This is a genomic window from Sphingobium xenophagum, assembly GCF_031457465.1.
GTDB classification, from domain to species: Bacteria; Pseudomonadota; Alphaproteobacteria; order Sphingomonadales; family Sphingomonadaceae; genus Sphingobium; species Sphingobium xenophagum_A.
This window is the reverse complement of record NZ_JAVDWV010000017.1, coordinates 46,808-62,757: the sequence shown is the minus strand read 5'-3', so window position 1 is coordinate 62,757 and position 15,950 is coordinate 46,808. Positions and strand designations below refer to the sequence as shown.

The window sequence follows — 15,950 nt, the reverse complement described above, 5'->3', positions numbered from 1 at the left end:
CGGGCCGTGCAGATTCTAGCCGGTGCCCAGCCGCCCGCGCCGATAGCGCCGCCTCAGCACCGCGCCTGCGATCAGCAGCGGCGTCGCCCCCAGCATCAGCGCCATGCCGATCAGGCTGGGCGACCAGCCCATTATGCTGTGCAGCCCAAAGGCGGACGGCGCGAGCAGCAGCAGAAATCCGGCGGTCAGCAGCCACAAGCCCCAGCGACGCGGCCGCACGGCGACCATGCGATATTCATGCCGCCATGCCTTGCGGCCTTCCTTAGTCGACAGATCGGGTGGGGGATGGTGAGACATAAGGGCTGGACTCATGCCGCGAACAGCTTACCCTGTCCAGCATCCCCGGGGGACCGTCCGCAGACGGTTGAGAGGCAGCTATGTGGCTGCGACCCGTTGAACCTGATCCGGCTAACACCGGCGTAGGGAGGGTCAGCGCGCTTTCACACCGCCCGCCGTCGCTCTCCTCGCCCATGAAGGAGAGACTAATATGGCAGATGTTCCCGCCCGCACCGAAATCGGCGTCACCACTGGCCCCATCCGGGGATCACGCAAAATCCATGTCGGCCCGCTGAAGGTCGCGATGCGCGAAATCACCCTGGAGCCGGGCAGCGGCGAAGCGCCGGTGCGCGTCTATGACACGTCCGGTCCCTATACCGATCCGACCGCGCAGATCGACATTCGCGCGGGCCTGCCGACGCTGCGCCACGACTGGATCGTCGGGCGGGGCGATGTGGAGGATTATGCGGCGCGCGAAGTGCGGCCGGAGGATAATGGGCTGAAAGGCCCGGATCGTAGCGGCGGTGTGGCGCAATTCCCGCTGGGCGCGCGTCGCCCCTTGCGTGCCAAGCCGGGCGCGAATGTCAGCCAGATGCATTATGCCCGTCGCGGCATCATCACGCCGGAAATGGAATATGTGGCGGAGCGCGAAAATCTGGGCCGCGCGCGCCTTTCCGAATATGTCCGCGACGGGCAGGATTGGGGCGCGGACATCCCCGATTATGTGACACCCGAATTCGTCCGCGACGAAGTGGCGCGGGGCCGGGCGATCATCCCCAGCAACATCAACCACCCCGAATCCGAACCGATGGCGATCGGCCGCAATTTCCTGGTCAAGATCAACGCCAATATCGGCAACAGCGCGGTCGCATCCGACGTCGCCGCCGAAGTCGACAAGCTTGTCTGGTCGATCCGCTGGGGCGCGGACACGGTGATGGACCTGTCCACCGGTCGCAACATCCACGACACGCGCGAATGGATCATCCGCAATTCGCCCGTGCCGATCGGCACCGTGCCCATCTATCAGGCGCTCGAAAAGGTCGGCGGCGTTGCCGAAGACCTGACCTGGGAGATTTTCCGCGACACGCTGATCGAGCAGGCGGAACAGGGCGTCGATTATTTCACCATCCATGCAGGCGTGCGGCTCCCCTATATCCCGATGACCGCCAAGCGCGTCACCGGCATCGTGTCGCGTGGCGGCTCCATCATGGCGAAATGGTGCCTCGCCCATCATCGCGAAAGCTTCCTCTACGAGCGGTTCGACGAGATTAGCGAGATCATGAAGGCCTATGACATCGCCTATTCGCTGGGCGACGGCCTGCGTCCCGGTTCGATCGCTGACGCCAATGACGAGGCGCAATTTGCCGAACTCTATACGCTGGGCGAGCTGACCAAGCGCGCCTGGGAACAGGATGTGCAGGTGATGATCGAGGGGCCGGGCCATGTGCCGATGCACAAGATCAAACAGAATATGGAAAAGCAGCTCGAAGCCTGCGGCGAAGCGCCCTTCTATACGCTGGGGCCGCTCACCACCGACATCGCGCCGGGGTACGACCATATCACCTCAGGCATCGGCGCGGCCATGATCGGCTGGTACGGCACGGCGATGCTTTGCTATGTCACGCCCAAGGAGCATCTGGGCCTGCCCGACCGCGATGACGTGAAGGTCGGCGTGGTGACCTATAAGCTGGCTGCCCATGCCGCTGACCTGGCCAAGGGGCATCCGGCGGCGAAGGTGCGCGACGATGCGCTCAGCCGCGCGCGGTTCGAGTTTCGTTGGAGGGACCAGTTCAACCTGTCGCTCGACCCCGACACGGCGGAACAATATCACGACCAGACGCTCCCCGCGGAAGGCGCGAAAAGCGCCCATTTCTGCTCAATGTGCGGCCCCAAATTCTGCTCGATGAAGATCACGCAGGAGGTTCGGGACTTCGCCGCGAAGCAGAATCAGGAAGCAGACGCCTTCATCGCCGCCAATCCTCCCCGGCACGGGGAGGGGGGCGTAGCGGCGACCAGCGACTTGCCGGGGGCAAGTCGCAGCCGCGAAGCCGGCTCGCAAGGCGAGCCGTTGGCGCAGCCGAATGGTGGAGGGGGCGAGCCTCTGGACGCGGTCCTTGCCGAAGAGGGCATGGCGAAGATGAGCAAGGTGTTCAGGGAAACGGGGAGTGAACTGTATATGGGCGCTGGGGATAGGGAGCGGGATTAGCCCCCAGTCCCCACCCATGTTCTATGTCTGCTGGACTTTCAATCCGTGCGCGCGAGCCATTGCGATCAACCTTGAAGCTTCTTCGTCAAGAAACTCTATAATGCGTGCGTTGATCGTTAGTTTTTGAGAACGTTGATATTCAGTCATATTTTTTCGTTTTCGCCAGTATGTCAGGTATTCCTGCTCTTCTTGGTGAGAAATCAGGCCACGTTCTTTGAAAAGTTCGAGTGCCTTAGGATTTAGAGATTTACTTATGTCGGCTCTTATACGTTTAATGACTGAAAAAATACGATTTGAAAGAAGTCGTAAAAAACGTCTTACACAGACATTTCCTACGTCAGTTTTTTGGCCGTTTTTTGTATTTAAAATCACGCAGATTTGGTGGATTGGCGAATGATCACACTCGCAAAAGCGATCTGCGGGGTCATTATAAACGGTGTAAAGTTTCCACTCCGCTTTTGCTTCATCCCAATCATTTGAGGTACTACGCGAAAGAATAGCTGCTTTGAACTTCGCCTCGTTATGCCCGCTGCCCATATCATTTGGCCTTCAAAAAACCGACCTAGGCACCGGAGGATCGGTTGACTGTAATGTAGAGGCCTTCTAGATTCTCGCACGCTGCAAAAGCACGAGGTAGGTTGCCTGCCTCCGAACAGGGGTTAAGTGCTGGTACACTTGACCCCTGTTTTGTTTACCATTTGTGCCTTTAAGAGCAAATCAAAATGTTTCATTGTAAATCAAAGGATTAATAAAAAATAATGCCTACGTTGTTACACAACGTGATCGATGTGCTAAATGGGCTGCATCACGTTTGTGAAACAACGTGTTGCGGTTAGGCCGCGATCTCTGAGTGGCGTGGTCTGCAAAACTAACAGATCACGCCATTTCTGGATATAGGTTGTCACTGATATCACCCCACCTTCTTCGGTCGCCCACCCTTCGCGCCATTAACCCGCGCCGCCGCAGCCTTGGCGGGCGATGTCACGCTGCCCGCCCGCCGCGCCAGTTCGCGCATCCAGGCCTTGGTGCCGAACGATCCGGCCATCAGCGCCGGGACGGAAAGGTCCACGTCCAGCGCTTCCCAGTGCAGGCCAAAGCCCGCGCCCGCAATCTCCACCTCCGCCAGTTGATCGGGCGTTGCCGCTTCCAGCCCTTGCCCCAGGCCGGGCGGAAAGGCGAAGGTTGCGCCACTGGCGAGGTCGACGATGATGCGCGCCGCCTTGCGGTCATAGCGCGCGGCTAGCGCGCGTGGTTCGTTCGCCAGCGCGTCCCGGCCCCGCGCCTCTGCCGCGTCGATCTGCGCATCGGACCAGTGATCCGTCATTCCTCATCTCCATGTATCGCGCGCCAGTGCGTCATGAACGCTGCCTGCCGCTCCAGCACCACATCCATCGCCCGCCTGCGATCCGCCGCTTTCATGCCGATCGCATATATGAGTTGGGGTAGCGCGCCATCCGGCGACAGCGCGACCTTCAACTCGCCATTGCCCAGCACATGGACATGCGGCGGCTCGTGATCGTGCGTGTAGATGACGAAGCGCATGCCATGCGCACGATGGATCGTAACCATGGCGATAAATAACCTATCGGTTGGGTTATTTCAAGCAGGCCGGGAGATCATCGAGCTACTATCCGCTGTTGCGCAGCCGGCACCGCGATGATCCCCAATCAAAAATGCCGCGCCGGGCCTTCGCCCTGATACGCAGTATCATCCCGCGCGTGATTGGGCGGCCCGTCGGGCGCGACCTTCAGCGATGATGTCGGCGATGGTCGCGTTGGTCTCCGGCGACGCCAGCCCCTCTTCGATCGCGGCACGCAAGATGCGCAGCTTTTCCTCCGCCTCCTGCTCGCGCCGAACCAGGTCGCGGACATAATCGCTGCTGCTGCTGTAGCGGCCTTCGGCGACGCGGGCCTCTATCCAGCTTTTGAGGCCATCAGGGAGGGAGATGTTCATCTGAGCCATGGCTATAATATATACAATATTGCGCTAATATTGACAAGAAGAGTGGCCGTTGCACTGCTGCAACAACCTATGTTATAACGCCGGTATGAACATGCCCCTCAAAATCACCAAGATCGGCAACAGCGCCGGAGTCATCCTGCCCAAGGAATTGCTGGCGCATCTCGATGCCAACGCGGGAGACACGCTGTCTGTCGTCCTCACGCCACGCGGGATCGAATTGTCGGCGGCTGAGCCGGATTTCGATGCGCAGATGGCGGCCGCGCGGGATGTCATGGCCCGGCGCAAGCGGGCGCTGCGCGAACTGGCCAAATAATGGCGGATCAGGGCTGGATCTGGGTCACGCTCGCCGTGGCGGAGGCGGCGCATGCCGAACAGATTGCCGAACATGGCGGCGGTGGCGATGGGCTGCGTGATCGCGGCCTGTTCGAAAGCGCGATGGCGCGGCCGCACAATCTCGTCAGCTATGGAGACCCCGACGCGGCGGCGCTGGCGGCGGCCTATGCCTATGGCCTCGCCCGCAACCATCCCTTCATCGACGGTAACAAGCGGATCGCGGCGGTTGTCAGCGAAACCTTCCTGCTGCTCAACGGCCATAGCCTGACCGCGACCGACGCCGAACTGGTCGTCGCCTTCCTTGAGCTGGCGGCGGGCAATCTGTCGGAGGATGATATGGCCGACTGGTTCCGCCAGCACCTCGCCCCCGCCTGACCGCGCCGGTCCTTATCCCCGCTCGCGCGCCTTGATTTTGCGGACGTCGGCCAGCTGCCCCATCAAAATCGCCAGCGCGTCGCGCTCCGGCTGGGGCAGGTCGGTCGTGTCGAAATGGCGGATCAATATTTCGAGCGCATCACCGATGCGGCCGATCTGGCGGCCATAGCTGCCGACTTCGTCCAGCACCGTGCGTTCGATGTCGGGGCGCGCCGTCTGCCCCAGGGTGATGTTGACAAGGCCGATCTGCCCGCCATTTTGCGTCCAATAAAGCGGATTGATCGCCTGCCACAATTTTTCGGGTGCAAGCGCCATGGTGAAGGGTTGCATCGGGCCGTCCTTCGCTCGTTCGAGACGCCCACGAAGCTGCCATGGCAGACCCGCCTGCGCAAGCGCGCTGTCCTACCGGCCGCACCGCTGCTATGGTTCCAGCTCCGCTTTGCGATAGGACCAAGGCGGCGCAACATACTATCGCAATGTGCGGGAAAAGTGCGAAGTTAAGGAATTGAAGCCGCCTGTCCTTCGGCCCGCACCACCCTTGCCACTGGACCGCCCGGCCATAAGCCCTACATAGCAGGCCCATGCCTCCCGAAACGCCCGAAACCGCTCCCTTGCCGCCCGTCTGGGCGACCTTCCGCCGCTTCCTGCCCTATTTGTGGCCGACCGATGCGCCGGCGCTGCGTCGCCGCGTCGCCATCGCCATGCTGCTGGTGCTGCTCGCCAAACTCATCAGCATCGCCATGCCCTTTGCCTATAAGGGCGTGATCGACCGGATGGCACCGGGCATGGAACCGGCGGTCGGCCTCGCCATGGCGCTGGTGCTGGTCTATGCCGGGGCGCGGTTCAGCGCGGTGTTGTTCGACAATCTGCGCAATGCCGTGTTCGAGAAGGTGGGGCAGGAGGCCAGCCGCCGCCTCGCCGATGACGTGTTCGTCCACCTCCACCGCCTGTCGCTGCGCTTCCACCTCGACCGGCGCACCGGCGCAGTCACCAAGATCGTCGAGCGCGGCACCAAGAGCATCGACACGATGCTCTATTTCCTCCTGTTCAACATTGCCCCCACCATCATCGAGCTGGTCGCGGTCTGTGCGATCTTCCTGGTGAAGTTCGGCTGGGGCCTGGTCGCCGCCACGCTCGTCATGGTGGTCGCCTATATCTGGTTCACCCGCACCGTCACCGAATGGCGCAACCAGCTGCGCCGCGACATGGTGGACATGGACACCAACGCCGTCGCCCATGCGGTCGACAGCCTGCTCAATTTCGAAACGGTCAAATATTTCGGCGCGGAACAGCGCGAGGCCGATCGCTATAGCGGGGCGATGCGCCGCTATGCCAAGGCCGCGATCAAGAGCGAGAACAGCCTCGCCTGGCTCAATGTCGGCCAGTCGTTGATCACCAACCTGATGATGGCGGGCGCGATGGCCTATAGCGTATGGGGCTGGAGCGTTGGCCAGTTCACCACCGGCGACGTGGTGCTGGTCAACACGCTGCTCGCGCAACTTTTCCGCCCGCTCGACCTGCTCGGCATGGTCTATCGCACCATCCGCCAGGGGCTGATCGACATGGAGGCGATGTATCAACTGATCGACACCCAGGCCGAAGTCGCCGACGCGCCGGACGCGACGGTGCTACGGGCGCCGGGCGGCGCGGTGCGGTTCGACCATGTCCGCTTCGGCTATGACCCTGAGCGGGAGATTTTGCATGACGTCAGCTTCGAGGTGCCCGCCGGGCATACGCTGGCGATCGTCGGGCCATCGGGCGCGGGCAAGTCCACCATCGCGCGCATCCTGTTCCGATTCTACGATATACAGTCGGGCCAGGTGACGATCGACGGCCAGGATATCGCCGAGGTGACCCAGGCCTCGCTGCGCGCCGCGATCGGCATCGTGCCGCAGGACATGGTGTTGTTCAACGACACGGTCGGCTATAATATCGGCTATGGCCGCGAAGGCGCATCGCAGGACGAAATCGAAGCCGCCGCCAAGGCCGCGTCGATCCATGACTTCATCCTCAGCCTGCCCAAAGGCTATGACACCCGCGTCGGCGAGCGTGGCCTCAAGCTGTCGGGCGGCGAAAAGCAGCGCGTGGCGATCGCGCGGACATTGCTCAAAGACCCGCCCTTGCTGGTGCTGGACGAAGCGACCAGCGCGCTCGACAGCCGCACCGAAACCGAAATCCAGACCGTGCTGCGCGACATCAGTCGCAAGCGTACCACGCTGGTGGTGGCGCATCGCCTGTCCACCGTTGTCGATGCCGAAGAGATCATCGTGCTGGACCAAGGCCGCATCGTCGAACGCGGCCGCCACGCCGATCTGGTGCGCGCCGATGGCCTCTACGCGCTGATGTGGAACCGGCAGGCGAGCGAGCGGGAATCGCTGCCGGGCGAGGCGGGGATTGGCGATGTGTTCGAGGTGGTGGTGCCGTCATCCTGACTTGTTCCCCGGCGCAAGCCGGGGTCCAGAAGCCCCAGGCGCGGTGCCGAGTCGCCCTGGACCCCGGCCTCCGCCGGGGAACGGTCTGCCTCTCGTCGTTACCGCGTCATGGCCTCAATCCACGAAGTTCGCCGCCACCTCCGGCGGCACGCGCAGGATGCGGCCGGTGGCCTTGTCGATGATCGCCCAGGTGGATTTGGCCGCGACCTTCACCTTGCCGTCGGTGCCGGTAAATTCCATCATCCGGTCGAAGCGCGCCCCGCGGGGTGCCTCCGCTATCCAGGTGCGCGCGGTCACGCTGTCGCCCGCCGTCACATTGCCGCGATAGTCGATCTCATGCCGGGTCACGACCCAGATATAGGCATCGACATGCGCCGGGTCGGCATCGCGGTTCCAATGGTCGACCGACACCCGCTCCATCCACTGGACCCAGACCGCGTTGTTCACATGGCCAAGGATGTCGATGTCATCGGGGCTAGCGGTGATCTGGCAGGTGTAGGATGAGGGCATATTATCCTCCGTTCGCCCTGAGCTTGTCGAAGGGCATTACTTCCTGGAAGGAAGAAAGAGGCTTCGACAGGCTCAGCCCGAACGGATGAGCGATTGGCCCCCTCACGCCTCGACCACCCCCAACTGCCACAGTAGAAACGCGAATTCCTCCGCCGTTTCGTGCAGGCTCTCGAACCGGCCCGACTTGCCGCCATGGCCCGCGCCCATATTGGTCTTGAGCAGCAGGATATTGTCGTCGGTCTTGTTGGCGCGCAGCCTGGCCACCCATTTGGCCGGTTCCCAATAGGTGACGCGCGGGTCGTTGAGGCCCGCCGTCACCATCAAGGGTGGATAAGCCTGCGCCGTCACATTATTATAAGGATCATAGCCCAAGATCGTCTCGAACGCCGCCTTGTCCGTAATCGGATTGCCCCATTCGGGCCATTCGCCCGGCGTCAGCGGCAGCGTCTCGTCCAGCATCGTGTTGAGCACATCGACAAAGGGCACATGCGCGACCACCGCGCCCCATAGGTCAGGATCGCTATTAATCACCGCGCCCATCAGCTCGCCGCCGGCCGAGCCACCGGAAATGCCGATCTTGCCGGCCGCCGTATAGCCCAAGTCGATCAGTCCCTTGGCGATATCCACAAAGTCGGTGAAGGTATTGGTGCGCTTGTCGAGCTTGCCGTCCAGATACCATTGCTGGCCAAGATCATCGCCGCCGCGAATATGCGCGAGCGCAAACACCATGCCGCGGTCCAGCAGCGACAGCCGCCCGGTCGAAAAGCCCGGCTCCATCGCCAGCCCATAGGCACCATAGCCATAGAGATGCAGCGGCGCGCTGCCGTCGCGGGGCAGATCCCTGGGGTAGACGATCGACACGGGAATCGCGGTGCCGTCGCGCGCCGGGATCATCAGCCGCTCGGTCGTATAAAGGCTGGCGTCATAGCCCGACGGAATGGCCTGCACCTTCAACTCTTCGAGCCGTCCGTCATCCAGATGATAATCATAGATGGTGTCGGGCGTGACCATCGATTCATAGCCGATGCGCAGCTTCGTCACATCATATTCGGGATTATCGTCCAACCCCGCGCAATAACTGGCTTCGGGGAAGGGGATGCGCTTGGGGCTATGGGTGGCGTAATCGCGCAATTCGATCTGGTCGAGGCCATCCTGCCGTCCTTCGGTGACGTAGAAACGCTGGAACAGGGTGAAGTCGGTCAGGTAGAAATGATCGTCGGGCGCGATCACCTGCGTCCATTGGTCGGGCGCGTCGAGCGACGCTGTCACCAGCCGGAAATTGGGATGGGCATCGTTGGTGCGGATGTAGAGCGTGCCCTCATGCTCATCGACATCATATTCGCGACCCGGCTGGCGCGGCGCGACCAGGATCGGGTCGGCCAGCGGATTGTCGGCGGGGATCAGCCAGGCTTCGGTCGTCACATGGTCGCCGGTGGCGATGACGATCCATTTTTCCGAGGAGGTCAGGCCGACGGAGACGCGGAAGCCTTCATCATCCTCATGGAAAAGTTCGACGTCGCTCGTCACGCTCTGGCCTAGCCAATGGAGCCGCGTATTGTCGGTGCGCCAATTGTCATTGGCGATGCCGTAGAGCAGCCCCTTGCTGTCGCTGGTCCACACCAGAGATGACAGCGTGTCGGGGATGATTTCGGGTAGAATCTCGCCGCTCAGCAGATCCTTGATCCGCGCCTCGAACCGTTCGGAGCCGTTGGTGTCGATCGCATAGGCGAGATAGCGGCCATCGGGGCTGACCGACATCGCGCCCAGCCGGAAATAATCATGCCCCTGCGCCAAGGCGGTTTCGTCCAGGATCAGCTGGTCAGGCCCACCCGCCACGGGCTTGCGATACCATTTGCGATATTGCGCGCCGATTTCGAACGCGCGCCAATAGATATAGTCGCCATCCTTCTGCGGCACCGACTGGTCGTCTTCCTTGATCCGCCCCTTCATCTCGGCGAACAGCGTGTCGGTCAGCGCCTTGTGCGGGGCCATCGCCGCTTCGAAATAGCGGTTTTCTTCCGCCAGATAGTCCAGCACTTGGCTGTCCGTTACCTCCGGGTAGCCGGGGTCGCGCAGCCAGGCATAATCATCGGTCAGGGTGATGCCATGATGGGTGAAGCTGTGCGGACGGCGGGCGGCAACGGGCGGCTGGGAAAGATCGGTCATTCAGTGTCCATATATGATCGGGTCGATGTGATCTGGTCGGGGGCGCTGGCATAAGCGCCTTTGCCTGCTTATGTTGTCGCCTTTGCGGCCTGCGCAAGGGCCGATAGACAAGGAAGCATGAATGTCCACCTATGAAGACCGGCTGAAGGCGCTGCGCGCGCAGTTGGTGTTGGACCGGCTCGATGGTTTCGTCGTGCCGCTGACCGACGAACATATGAGCGAATATGTCGGCGCCTATGCCCAGCGGCTTGCCTGGCTGACGGGATTTCAGGGATCGGCAGGCAGTGCGGTGGTGTTGCCGGAACAGGCGGCGATCTTCACTGACGGGCGCTATACGCTGCAGGTGCGCGAGCAGGTGGATGGGGAGCATTGGGCCTATGAAAGCGTGCCGCAGACCTCGATCGCCGACTGGCTGGGCATCCATGCGCCCCAGGGTGGCCGGATCGGCTACGACCCCTGGCTGCATACCAGCGCCTGGGTGAAGGCGGCGAGCGCTGCACTGGCGAAGAAGGGCGCGACATTGGTCGCGGTCGATACCAACCCGATCGACGCGGTCTGGCCCGACCGCCCCGCGCCCAGCGCCGCGCGGCTGGTGGTGCATGAGGATCGCTTTGCCGGGCGCAGCGCCGCCGACAAGCGACAGGCGATCGCCGACTGGCTGGTGGAGACAGGCGCGGATGCCGCGGTGCTGTCCGCGCTGGATTCGATCGCCTGGGCCTTCAACATCCGGGGCAAGGATGTCGATCGCACGCCCGTCGCGCTCGCTTATGCGATCATCCATGCCGATGCGACCGCCGACCTCTATGTCGCGCCGGAAAAGATGGACGATGCCGTCGCCCAGCATCTGGGCAATGCGGTGCGGGTCAGCGACGGTGTGAACTTCGCCGCCGCGCTGCAGGATTTTGCCGGAAAGACGGTGGTGGCCGACCCCGAACGGGCGGTCGCCGCGATCTTCGATGCGCTGGAACAGGGCGGCGCGACCGTGCTGCCGCTGCGCGATCCCGCCGTGCTGCCCAAGGCGATCAAGAACGACGTCGAGATTGCCGGGCACAAGGCTGCGCAGGCGCGCGATGGCGCGGCGCTCAGCCGCTTCCTCCATTGGGTGTCGGTCGAAGCGCCCAAGGGTGGCCTCACGGAGATGTCCGCCGCCGACCGGCTGGAAGCCTTCCGCAAAGACACCGGCCTGCTCGAAGACCTGTCGTTCGACACGATCAGCGGCGCCGGGCCGAACGGCGCGGTGGTCCATTACCGGGTTGAGGACAAGACCAACCGCCCGATCGAGACGGGCACGCTCTATCTGGTCGATTCAGGCGGCCAATATCGCGACGGCACCACCGACGTCACCCGCACGCTGGCGATCGGCACGCCGACCCGCGAGATGCAGGAGCGGTTTACGCTGGTGTTGAAGGGCCATGTGGCTTTGGCGCGGGCCGTGTTCCCGGCGGGGACGCGCGGCGGCCAGCTCGACGTGCTTGCGCGGCAATATCTGTGGGCGCAGGGGCTGGATTACGCTCATGGCACGGGCCATGGCGTCGGCAGCTTCCTGTCGGTGCATGAAGGGCCGCAGCGGATCGCGACCTTCGGCGGCGGCGACGAGCCGTTACAGGCGGGGATGATCCTGTCCAACGAGCCGGGCTATTACAAGACCGGCGCATATGGCATCCGCATCGAAAATCTGGTGCTGGTCGAGGAACGCGCCGTGCCGGGGGCGGAAAAGCCGATGCTGGGCTTTGCAACGCTGACCTTCGCGCCGATCGACCGGGCGCTGATCGCCACCGACATGTTGAGCGCGGAAGAGCAGACGTGGATCGACAGCTATCACGCCCAGGTGCTGGACGTGGTCGGGCCGCAACTGGAGGGCGACGCGCTGGCGTGGCTCAAGGCGGCCTGCGCGCCGCTGACGGCGGGTTAATCCTTGGCGGGATCGGGCGCGGGGGCGGGTGGCGTCTCCCGCGCCTGCGCCTTGCGACGGCGCAGATTGTCGCGCAACGCCTGCGCCAGTCGCGCCTTTTTGTCATCCTGTGTCTCGGCCATGCCGACGCCCTAAGCAAATTGCATCATCCGCCGCAACCCGCCTTGACAAGGGCAGCGCACGCAGCCATAGGCCCGGCTCCCAGCGCGACGAGCGCTTGCGGATGAGAAACAGAGTGCTGCTGTAGCTCAGTGGTAGAGCGCGTCATTGGTAATGACGAGGTCGGGAGTTCAATCCTCCCCAGCAGCACCATTTTTATTCCATTAAACAGTGTTTAATCGAGATATCCCCACCAGGCGCGTAGCCGGGGATGAAAGAGGACATGGCGTAGGTCGGTCGTCGCGATCCCGTTGAACCGTTCCGCTATGAAGATTGCGGGAGAGGCGTGGCTGCGCTGTCTTCCATCAGCCAGTCGCGAAACCGGCGCATCGCATCACTTTCGGGACGCGATATCAGGCGCGTCAGCCAGTAGCGGCCAGCGTCGATCGTGATTTTGAAGGGCTGGACGAGGTGCTCCGACGCAAGCGCCTGGGTGAACATGGCGAGCGGCACGAGGGCGACCCCAAGCCCGGCAGTTGCAGCCGAGGCCATCAGCGCCGAACTGTCGAAAATGGGACCGCGAAATACAGGTACGGGCACGGCCGCAGCGTCGAACCACAGCGCCCATTCGTCGGGACGGTAGGAACGCAATAGCTGTTCGTGGACGAGGTCGGCAGGCGACTTGAGCCGTGCGGCGATGACGGGCGCGCAGACCGGAGCCATCGGCGCTGCAAGCAATGGCTCGGCATGCGTTCCGTGCCAGGCACCATCGCCGAAGCGTATCGCAAAATCGAGCGCTTCGCCCGCCAGATCGACGCGATTATTGTTGGTCGAGATGCGCAGGTCGATTGATGGATGCGCGCGCGCGAACGTGTCGAGGCGCGGCAGGAGCCAACCGGTTGCGAAAGTGCCGACAACACCAACTTTCAGCGTCTCGCGGAAACGACCATCGGCATATTGGTCAAGCGTCGCGCCGACGCGATCGAAGGCGTCGGCGAGCACCGGCACGAGCGCCTGACCCTCGTCGGTGAGCGCCAGTCCGCGCGGCAAGCGGTGGAAAAGGCGGGTGCCAAGGCGACGTTCGAGCTGTGCGACCTGATGGCTGACGGCACCCTGGCTGACGCACAGTTCGATCGCGGCACGGGTGAAGTTGAGGTGGCGCGCCGCCGCCTCGAATGCGCGCAGGGCGTTGAGCGGGAGTTGGGCACGATCCATGGCCCTGACATTGATTAATCTCATGGCTTTGTCGAGAAATCATGCTTTGTCACGCACGGTCCCGATTGGCATCCCGTTAGCGAAGGGAGACCGAAATGATCGCAACTATGGCAATCGCCATCATGGCCGCAGGCGGGGGCCACGCGCTGCAACCTAAGATGATTACAGCCCAGGCGCACGGAGGCGTGACGAAAATGCGCGACCCGGCACCGGGCGCGACCGACCCGTTGACCCGTCCGATGGCTGTGGAACAGGCCAAAGAATGGCTTGTGCCATTGCCGCCGGAAAAAATCTTCGGAAACAGCTATCTCGTTGGTTTTGGTGGGCTGAGCGTCGCGCTGATCGATACAGGGGCGGGTCTGATACTGATCGACGGTGCGCTGCCACAAGCGGCACCAGCGATACTGAACAATGTCCGCAAACTGGGGTTTGACCCGAAAGACATTAAATTTATTCTGAGCACGGAGCCGCATTTTGACCATAGCGGCGGGCTGGCCGCGCTTGCCCGTGATACCGGCGCGACGGTGATCGCAAGCGCGCGCGGTGCTGAAGGGTTACGGTCGGGAGTCCACGCCAAGGACGATCCGCAATTGGGCTATGGTGGCCGCTGGCCGCGCGTGACGCATGTGTGCGTGGTCAAGGACCGGGAGGTGTTGAGGCTGGGCCGCACGGCCATCACCGCGCACGCGACGCCGGGGCATACGATGGGCAGCATGAGCTGGAGCTGGCGGGCCTGCGACAAGAAGGCCTGCAAGACGATGCTCTTCGCTTCCAGCCTCAATCCGGTATCGGCCGATGGCTATCGCTATACCGCAGCATCAAATGCGGCGATCCTTAACGGCTTTGCGGCGAGCTATGCGCGTATGAACAAGTTGCCATGCGACATTCTGATATCCGCCCACCCCGATAATGCCGGCGAAGGGCGATATGACGACAAGCCGGGAGGGTGCCGTCGCTATGCCGACCGATCCCGGCAACTGCTGGCTAAGCGACTTGGCCGCGAACGCGGCGAAGCTGTGAAATAGCTATTGCGGGTTGGTAACGCTCTCCGGCCGCAGGCTGTTGCCAGCCCGCCCGCTGCGGAAGGCACCGAACCAGGTCAGCGGGTTCCAGCTTGAATCGCCGTCCAGGCTGAAGGTGATGAACTCGGCGCGGCCGCCGATCGCTTCCCAGGGCACGGGACCGCCCAGGCCATTTTCTTCCAGCGGCGCGCGGCTGTCGGCGCTGTTGTCGCGATTGTCGCCCATCAGGAAGACGTGGTTTTCCGGCACGCGCACCGGGCCATACCAGTCGAGCGCGCTTGGCCCCATGTCGATGGTGAGGTAGGTCTTGCCATTGGGCAGGATTTCCTGCCGCACCGGCAATTCGCAATAATCCCTGCCGTCTGCGCCCTGCATCCGCGCGCCGGGGAATTGCAGCGGGGGGCAGGGGGCATTGCTATCGACCGGCAAGCGCAAGGGCTTCAATATCCGCTGCTTTACCGCCACGCCGTTGAGCAGCACCTGCCCACCGCGCACTTCGATGATGTCGCCGGGCAGGCCGATCACCCGCTTAATATAATCTTCGCGCCTATTTTGCGGCGACACGATGACGATGTCGCCGCGCACCGGCAGCCGTCCGAAGATCCGGCCCTTCATAAAAGGGAGCGGATGGAAGCTGGGGGAGACATAGGACCAGCCATAGGGGAATTTGCTCACCACCAGCCGATCGCCGGTCAGCAGCACCGGCATCATCGATTCGGACGGGATATAAAAGGGTTTGGCGACGAAGCTGTGGAACGCCAGCACCGCCAGGATCAGCAGCGTGATGCTTTTGATCTCCTGCCACCAGTTGACGTCCGATTTGGGCATCACGTCCTCGGGCGGGTCATGGGGATCGGCGGTGGTGTCGTGCGCGTTGGTGGGATCGGTCGTCACAGGGGAAGCGCCTCGATAATGACAAAGGCCTGCGCCCAGGGATGATCGTCGGTCAGGGTCAGGTGGATGACGGGTCTATGCCCCGCCGGCACCAGGCTGTCGAGCCGGGCTAGCGCGCCTCCGGTAAGGTTGAGCGTCGGCGCGCCCGATGGCGCATTGACCACGCCGATATCCTTCATGAACACGCCTGCCTTGAACCCGGTGCCGACCGCCTTGGAAAAGGCCTCCTTGGCGGCGAAGCGCTTGGCCAGCGTTCCCGCCTTGGTAAAGGGGCGGCGATTGGCCTTGGCCTGCTCGACATCGGTGAACACGCGGCTTTCGAAGCGCGCGCCGAAGCGGTCGAGCGAGTTCTGGATACGCTCGATATTGCAGAGGTCAGAGCCGAGACCGATGATCATTATTCCTCCCCGGCACGGGGAGGGGGACCGCCGCGCAGCGGTGGTGGAGGGGGCAGGAGGAGCGCGCGCTCCTTCGAGATGTCGCACCAAGAGGCACTCCCCCTCCACCAGCCTTTGGCTGGTCCCCCTCCCCGTGCCGGGGAGGAATGC

Annotated in this window: 18 protein-coding genes, 1 tRNA gene and 1 riboswitch; of the genes, 7 read left to right on the top strand and 12 right to left on the bottom strand. The window is 62.8% G+C overall.

What is annotated here, in order from left to right; translation table 11 throughout:
* Nucleotides 1-15: 15 nt before the first annotated feature.
* Entirely contained in the window at nucleotides 16-297 is a 282-nt protein-coding gene (locus J2W40_RS16930; RefSeq protein WP_310227002.1) for a hypothetical protein, read from the bottom strand.
* Between the two features lie 36 nt (nucleotides 298-333).
* A riboswitch (TPP riboswitch) is annotated at nucleotides 334-443 on the top strand.
* A 44-nt stretch (nucleotides 444-487) separates the two neighbouring features.
* Here J2W40_RS16930 and thiC point away from each other — a divergent pair.
* Nucleotides 488-2,482, top strand: a complete 1,995-nt coding sequence (gene thiC, locus J2W40_RS16925) for a phosphomethylpyrimidine synthase ThiC (protein ID WP_310227000.1) — start codon at nucleotides 488-490, stop codon at nucleotides 2,480-2,482.
* Nucleotides 2,483-2,503: 21 nt separating this feature from the next.
* On the opposite strand, the gene J2W40_RS16920 is transcribed toward thiC, so the two are convergent.
* The 4 genes from J2W40_RS16920 to J2W40_RS16905 form a co-directional block, all read right to left on the bottom strand.
* Entirely contained in the window at nucleotides 2,504-3,019 is a 516-nt protein-coding gene (locus J2W40_RS16920) for a hypothetical protein (RefSeq protein WP_310226998.1), read from the bottom strand.
* A 373-nt stretch (nucleotides 3,020-3,392) separates the two neighbouring features.
* Nucleotides 3,393-3,806 (bottom strand): DUF2442 domain-containing protein, encoded by a 414-nt coding sequence (locus J2W40_RS16915; RefSeq protein WP_310226996.1) that lies wholly within the window; start codon nucleotides 3,804-3,806, stop codon nucleotides 3,393-3,395.
* Complete coding sequence (locus J2W40_RS16910; RefSeq protein ID WP_310226994.1) at nucleotides 3,803-4,051, bottom strand: DUF4160 domain-containing protein; 249 nt, start codon at nucleotides 4,049-4,051, stop codon at nucleotides 3,803-3,805. The genes J2W40_RS16915 and J2W40_RS16910 overlap by 4 nt, the downstream gene beginning before the upstream one ends.
* A 138-nt stretch (nucleotides 4,052-4,189) precedes the next feature.
* Nucleotides 4,190-4,435: a type II toxin-antitoxin system ParD family antitoxin gene (locus J2W40_RS16905; protein WP_310226992.1), complete on the bottom strand. Its 246-nt coding sequence runs from the start codon at nucleotides 4,433-4,435 to the stop codon at nucleotides 4,190-4,192.
* A 94-nt stretch (nucleotides 4,436-4,529) separates the two neighbouring features.
* Between J2W40_RS16905 and J2W40_RS16900 the strand changes: the two genes are divergently transcribed.
* Both J2W40_RS16900 and J2W40_RS16895 read left to right on the top strand, forming a co-directional pair.
* The gene (locus J2W40_RS16900; protein WP_310226989.1) at nucleotides 4,530-4,757 is read left to right on the top strand and encodes an AbrB/MazE/SpoVT family DNA-binding domain-containing protein; all 228 of its coding nucleotides are present in this window, start codon (nucleotides 4,530-4,532) and stop codon (nucleotides 4,755-4,757) included.
* Nucleotides 4,757-5,152, top strand: coding sequence for a type II toxin-antitoxin system death-on-curing family toxin (locus tag J2W40_RS16895; protein WP_310226987.1), 396 nt, complete (start codon nucleotides 4,757-4,759; stop codon nucleotides 5,150-5,152). Before J2W40_RS16900 ends, J2W40_RS16895 begins: the two co-directional genes overlap by 1 nt.
* Nucleotides 5,153-5,164: 12 nt before the next feature.
* On the opposite strand, the gene J2W40_RS16890 is transcribed toward J2W40_RS16895, so the two are convergent.
* Complete coding sequence (locus tag J2W40_RS16890; RefSeq protein WP_037476942.1) at nucleotides 5,165-5,482, bottom strand: hypothetical protein; 318 nt, start codon at nucleotides 5,480-5,482, stop codon at nucleotides 5,165-5,167.
* Nucleotides 5,483-5,733: 251 nt separating this feature from the next.
* Here J2W40_RS16890 and J2W40_RS16885 point away from each other — a divergent pair, with 251 nt between their 5' ends.
* A complete protein-coding gene (locus J2W40_RS16885; protein ID WP_310226984.1) occupies nucleotides 5,734-7,584 on the top strand; it encodes an ABCB family ABC transporter ATP-binding protein/permease in 1,851 nt (616 codons plus the stop codon).
* Between the two features lie 114 nt (nucleotides 7,585-7,698).
* On the opposite strand, the gene J2W40_RS16880 is transcribed toward J2W40_RS16885, so the two are convergent.
* Nucleotides 7,699-8,094 (bottom strand): acyl-CoA thioesterase, encoded by a 396-nt coding sequence (locus tag J2W40_RS16880; RefSeq protein WP_310226982.1) that lies wholly within the window; start codon nucleotides 8,092-8,094, stop codon nucleotides 7,699-7,701.
* Nucleotides 8,095-8,196: 102 nt separating this feature from the next.
* Nucleotides 8,197-10,260: a S9 family peptidase gene (locus J2W40_RS16875; protein ID WP_310226980.1), complete on the bottom strand. Its 2,064-nt coding sequence runs from the start codon at nucleotides 10,258-10,260 to the stop codon at nucleotides 8,197-8,199.
* Between the two features lie 121 nt (nucleotides 10,261-10,381).
* On the opposite strand from J2W40_RS16875, the gene J2W40_RS16870 reads away from it, so the two are divergent.
* A complete protein-coding gene (locus J2W40_RS16870) occupies nucleotides 10,382-12,172 on the top strand; it encodes an aminopeptidase P family protein (RefSeq protein ID WP_310226977.1) in 1,791 nt (596 codons plus the stop codon).
* Here J2W40_RS16870 and J2W40_RS16865 read toward each other — a convergent pair.
* Nucleotides 12,169-12,294 carry a hypothetical protein gene (locus J2W40_RS16865; protein WP_257785054.1) on the bottom strand — a complete coding sequence of 42 codons (126 nt, stop codon included), beginning with the start codon at nucleotides 12,292-12,294 and terminating at the stop codon, nucleotides 12,169-12,171. The genes J2W40_RS16870 and J2W40_RS16865 overlap by 4 nt on opposite strands.
* Nucleotides 12,295-12,409: 115 nt before the next feature.
* Here J2W40_RS16865 and J2W40_RS16860 point away from each other — a divergent pair.
* Nucleotides 12,410-12,484, top strand: a tRNA-Thr gene (locus J2W40_RS16860).
* A gap of 111 nt (nucleotides 12,485-12,595) precedes the next feature.
* Here J2W40_RS16860 and J2W40_RS16855 read toward each other — a convergent pair.
* The gene (locus J2W40_RS16855) at nucleotides 12,596-13,486 is read right to left on the bottom strand and encodes a LysR substrate-binding domain-containing protein (protein ID WP_310226974.1); all 891 of its coding nucleotides are present in this window, start codon (nucleotides 13,484-13,486) and stop codon (nucleotides 12,596-12,598) included.
* 194 nt (nucleotides 13,487-13,680) lie between these two features.
* Between J2W40_RS16855 and bla the strand changes: the two genes are divergently transcribed.
* Nucleotides 13,681-14,511 (top strand): subclass B3 metallo-beta-lactamase, encoded by an 831-nt coding sequence (bla, locus tag J2W40_RS16850; protein WP_310227032.1) that lies wholly within the window; start codon nucleotides 13,681-13,683, stop codon nucleotides 14,509-14,511.
* Here bla and lepB read toward each other — a convergent pair whose 3' ends face one another.
* Together lepB and acpS are read right to left on the bottom strand one after the other, a co-directional pair.
* Nucleotides 14,512-15,336: a signal peptidase I gene (gene lepB, locus J2W40_RS16845; protein ID WP_310227031.1), complete on the bottom strand. Its 825-nt coding sequence runs from the start codon at nucleotides 15,334-15,336 to the stop codon at nucleotides 14,512-14,514.
* 62 nt (nucleotides 15,337-15,398) lie between these two features.
* Entirely contained in the window at nucleotides 15,399-15,800 is a 402-nt protein-coding gene (gene acpS / locus J2W40_RS16840; protein WP_310226972.1) for a holo-ACP synthase, read from the bottom strand.
* Nucleotides 15,801-15,950: the final 150 nt, after the last annotated feature.

Excerpts from the sequence above, each read along its gene's own strand:
- J2W40_RS16890 (WP_037476942.1), bottom strand. The coding sequence starts at position 5,482 with ATGCAACCCTTCACCATGGCGCTTGCACCCGAAAAATTGTGGCAGGCG.
- J2W40_RS16900 (WP_310226989.1), top strand. The coding sequence starts at position 4,530 with ATGAACATGCCCCTCAAAATCACCAAGATCGGCAACAGCGCCGGAGTC.
- J2W40_RS16875 (WP_310226980.1), bottom strand. The coding sequence starts at position 10,260 with ATGACCGATCTTTCCCAGCCGCCCGTTGCCGCCCGCCGTCCGCACAGC.
- acpS (WP_310226972.1), bottom strand. The coding sequence starts at position 15,800 with ATGATCATCGGTCTCGGCTCTGACCTCTGCAATATCGAGCGTATCCAG.
- J2W40_RS16915 (WP_310226996.1), bottom strand. The coding sequence starts at position 3,806 with ATGACGGATCACTGGTCCGATGCGCAGATCGACGCGGCAGAGGCGCGG.
- J2W40_RS16930 (WP_310227002.1), bottom strand. The coding sequence starts at position 297 with ATGTCTCACCATCCCCCACCCGATCTGTCGACTAAGGAAGGCCGCAAG.
- J2W40_RS16905 (WP_310226992.1), bottom strand. The coding sequence starts at position 4,435 with ATGAACATCTCCCTCCCTGATGGCCTCAAAAGCTGGATAGAGGCCCGC.
- J2W40_RS16880 (WP_310226982.1), bottom strand. The coding sequence starts at position 8,094 with ATGCCCTCATCCTACACCTGCCAGATCACCGCTAGCCCCGATGACATC.
- bla (WP_310227032.1), top strand. The coding sequence starts at position 13,681 with ATGCGCGACCCGGCACCGGGCGCGACCGACCCGTTGACCCGTCCGATG.
- thiC (WP_310227000.1), top strand. The coding sequence starts at position 488 with ATGGCAGATGTTCCCGCCCGCACCGAAATCGGCGTCACCACTGGCCCC.
- J2W40_RS16895 (WP_310226987.1), top strand. The coding sequence starts at position 4,757 with ATGGCGGATCAGGGCTGGATCTGGGTCACGCTCGCCGTGGCGGAGGCG.
- J2W40_RS16865 (WP_257785054.1), bottom strand. The coding sequence starts at position 12,294 with ATGGCCGAGACACAGGATGACAAAAAGGCGCGACTGGCGCAGGCGTTG.
- J2W40_RS16855 (WP_310226974.1), bottom strand. The coding sequence starts at position 13,486 with ATGGATCGTGCCCAACTCCCGCTCAACGCCCTGCGCGCATTCGAGGCG.
- J2W40_RS16870 (WP_310226977.1), top strand. The coding sequence starts at position 10,382 with ATGTCCACCTATGAAGACCGGCTGAAGGCGCTGCGCGCGCAGTTGGTG.
- J2W40_RS16910 (WP_310226994.1), bottom strand. The coding sequence starts at position 4,051 with ATGGTTACGATCCATCGTGCGCATGGCATGCGCTTCGTCATCTACACG.
- J2W40_RS16885 (WP_310226984.1), top strand. The coding sequence starts at position 5,734 with ATGCCTCCCGAAACGCCCGAAACCGCTCCCTTGCCGCCCGTCTGGGCG.
- J2W40_RS16920 (WP_310226998.1), bottom strand. The coding sequence starts at position 3,019 with ATGGGCAGCGGGCATAACGAGGCGAAGTTCAAAGCAGCTATTCTTTCG.
- lepB (WP_310227031.1), bottom strand. The coding sequence starts at position 15,336 with ATGCCCAAATCGGACGTCAACTGGTGGCAGGAGATCAAAAGCATCACG.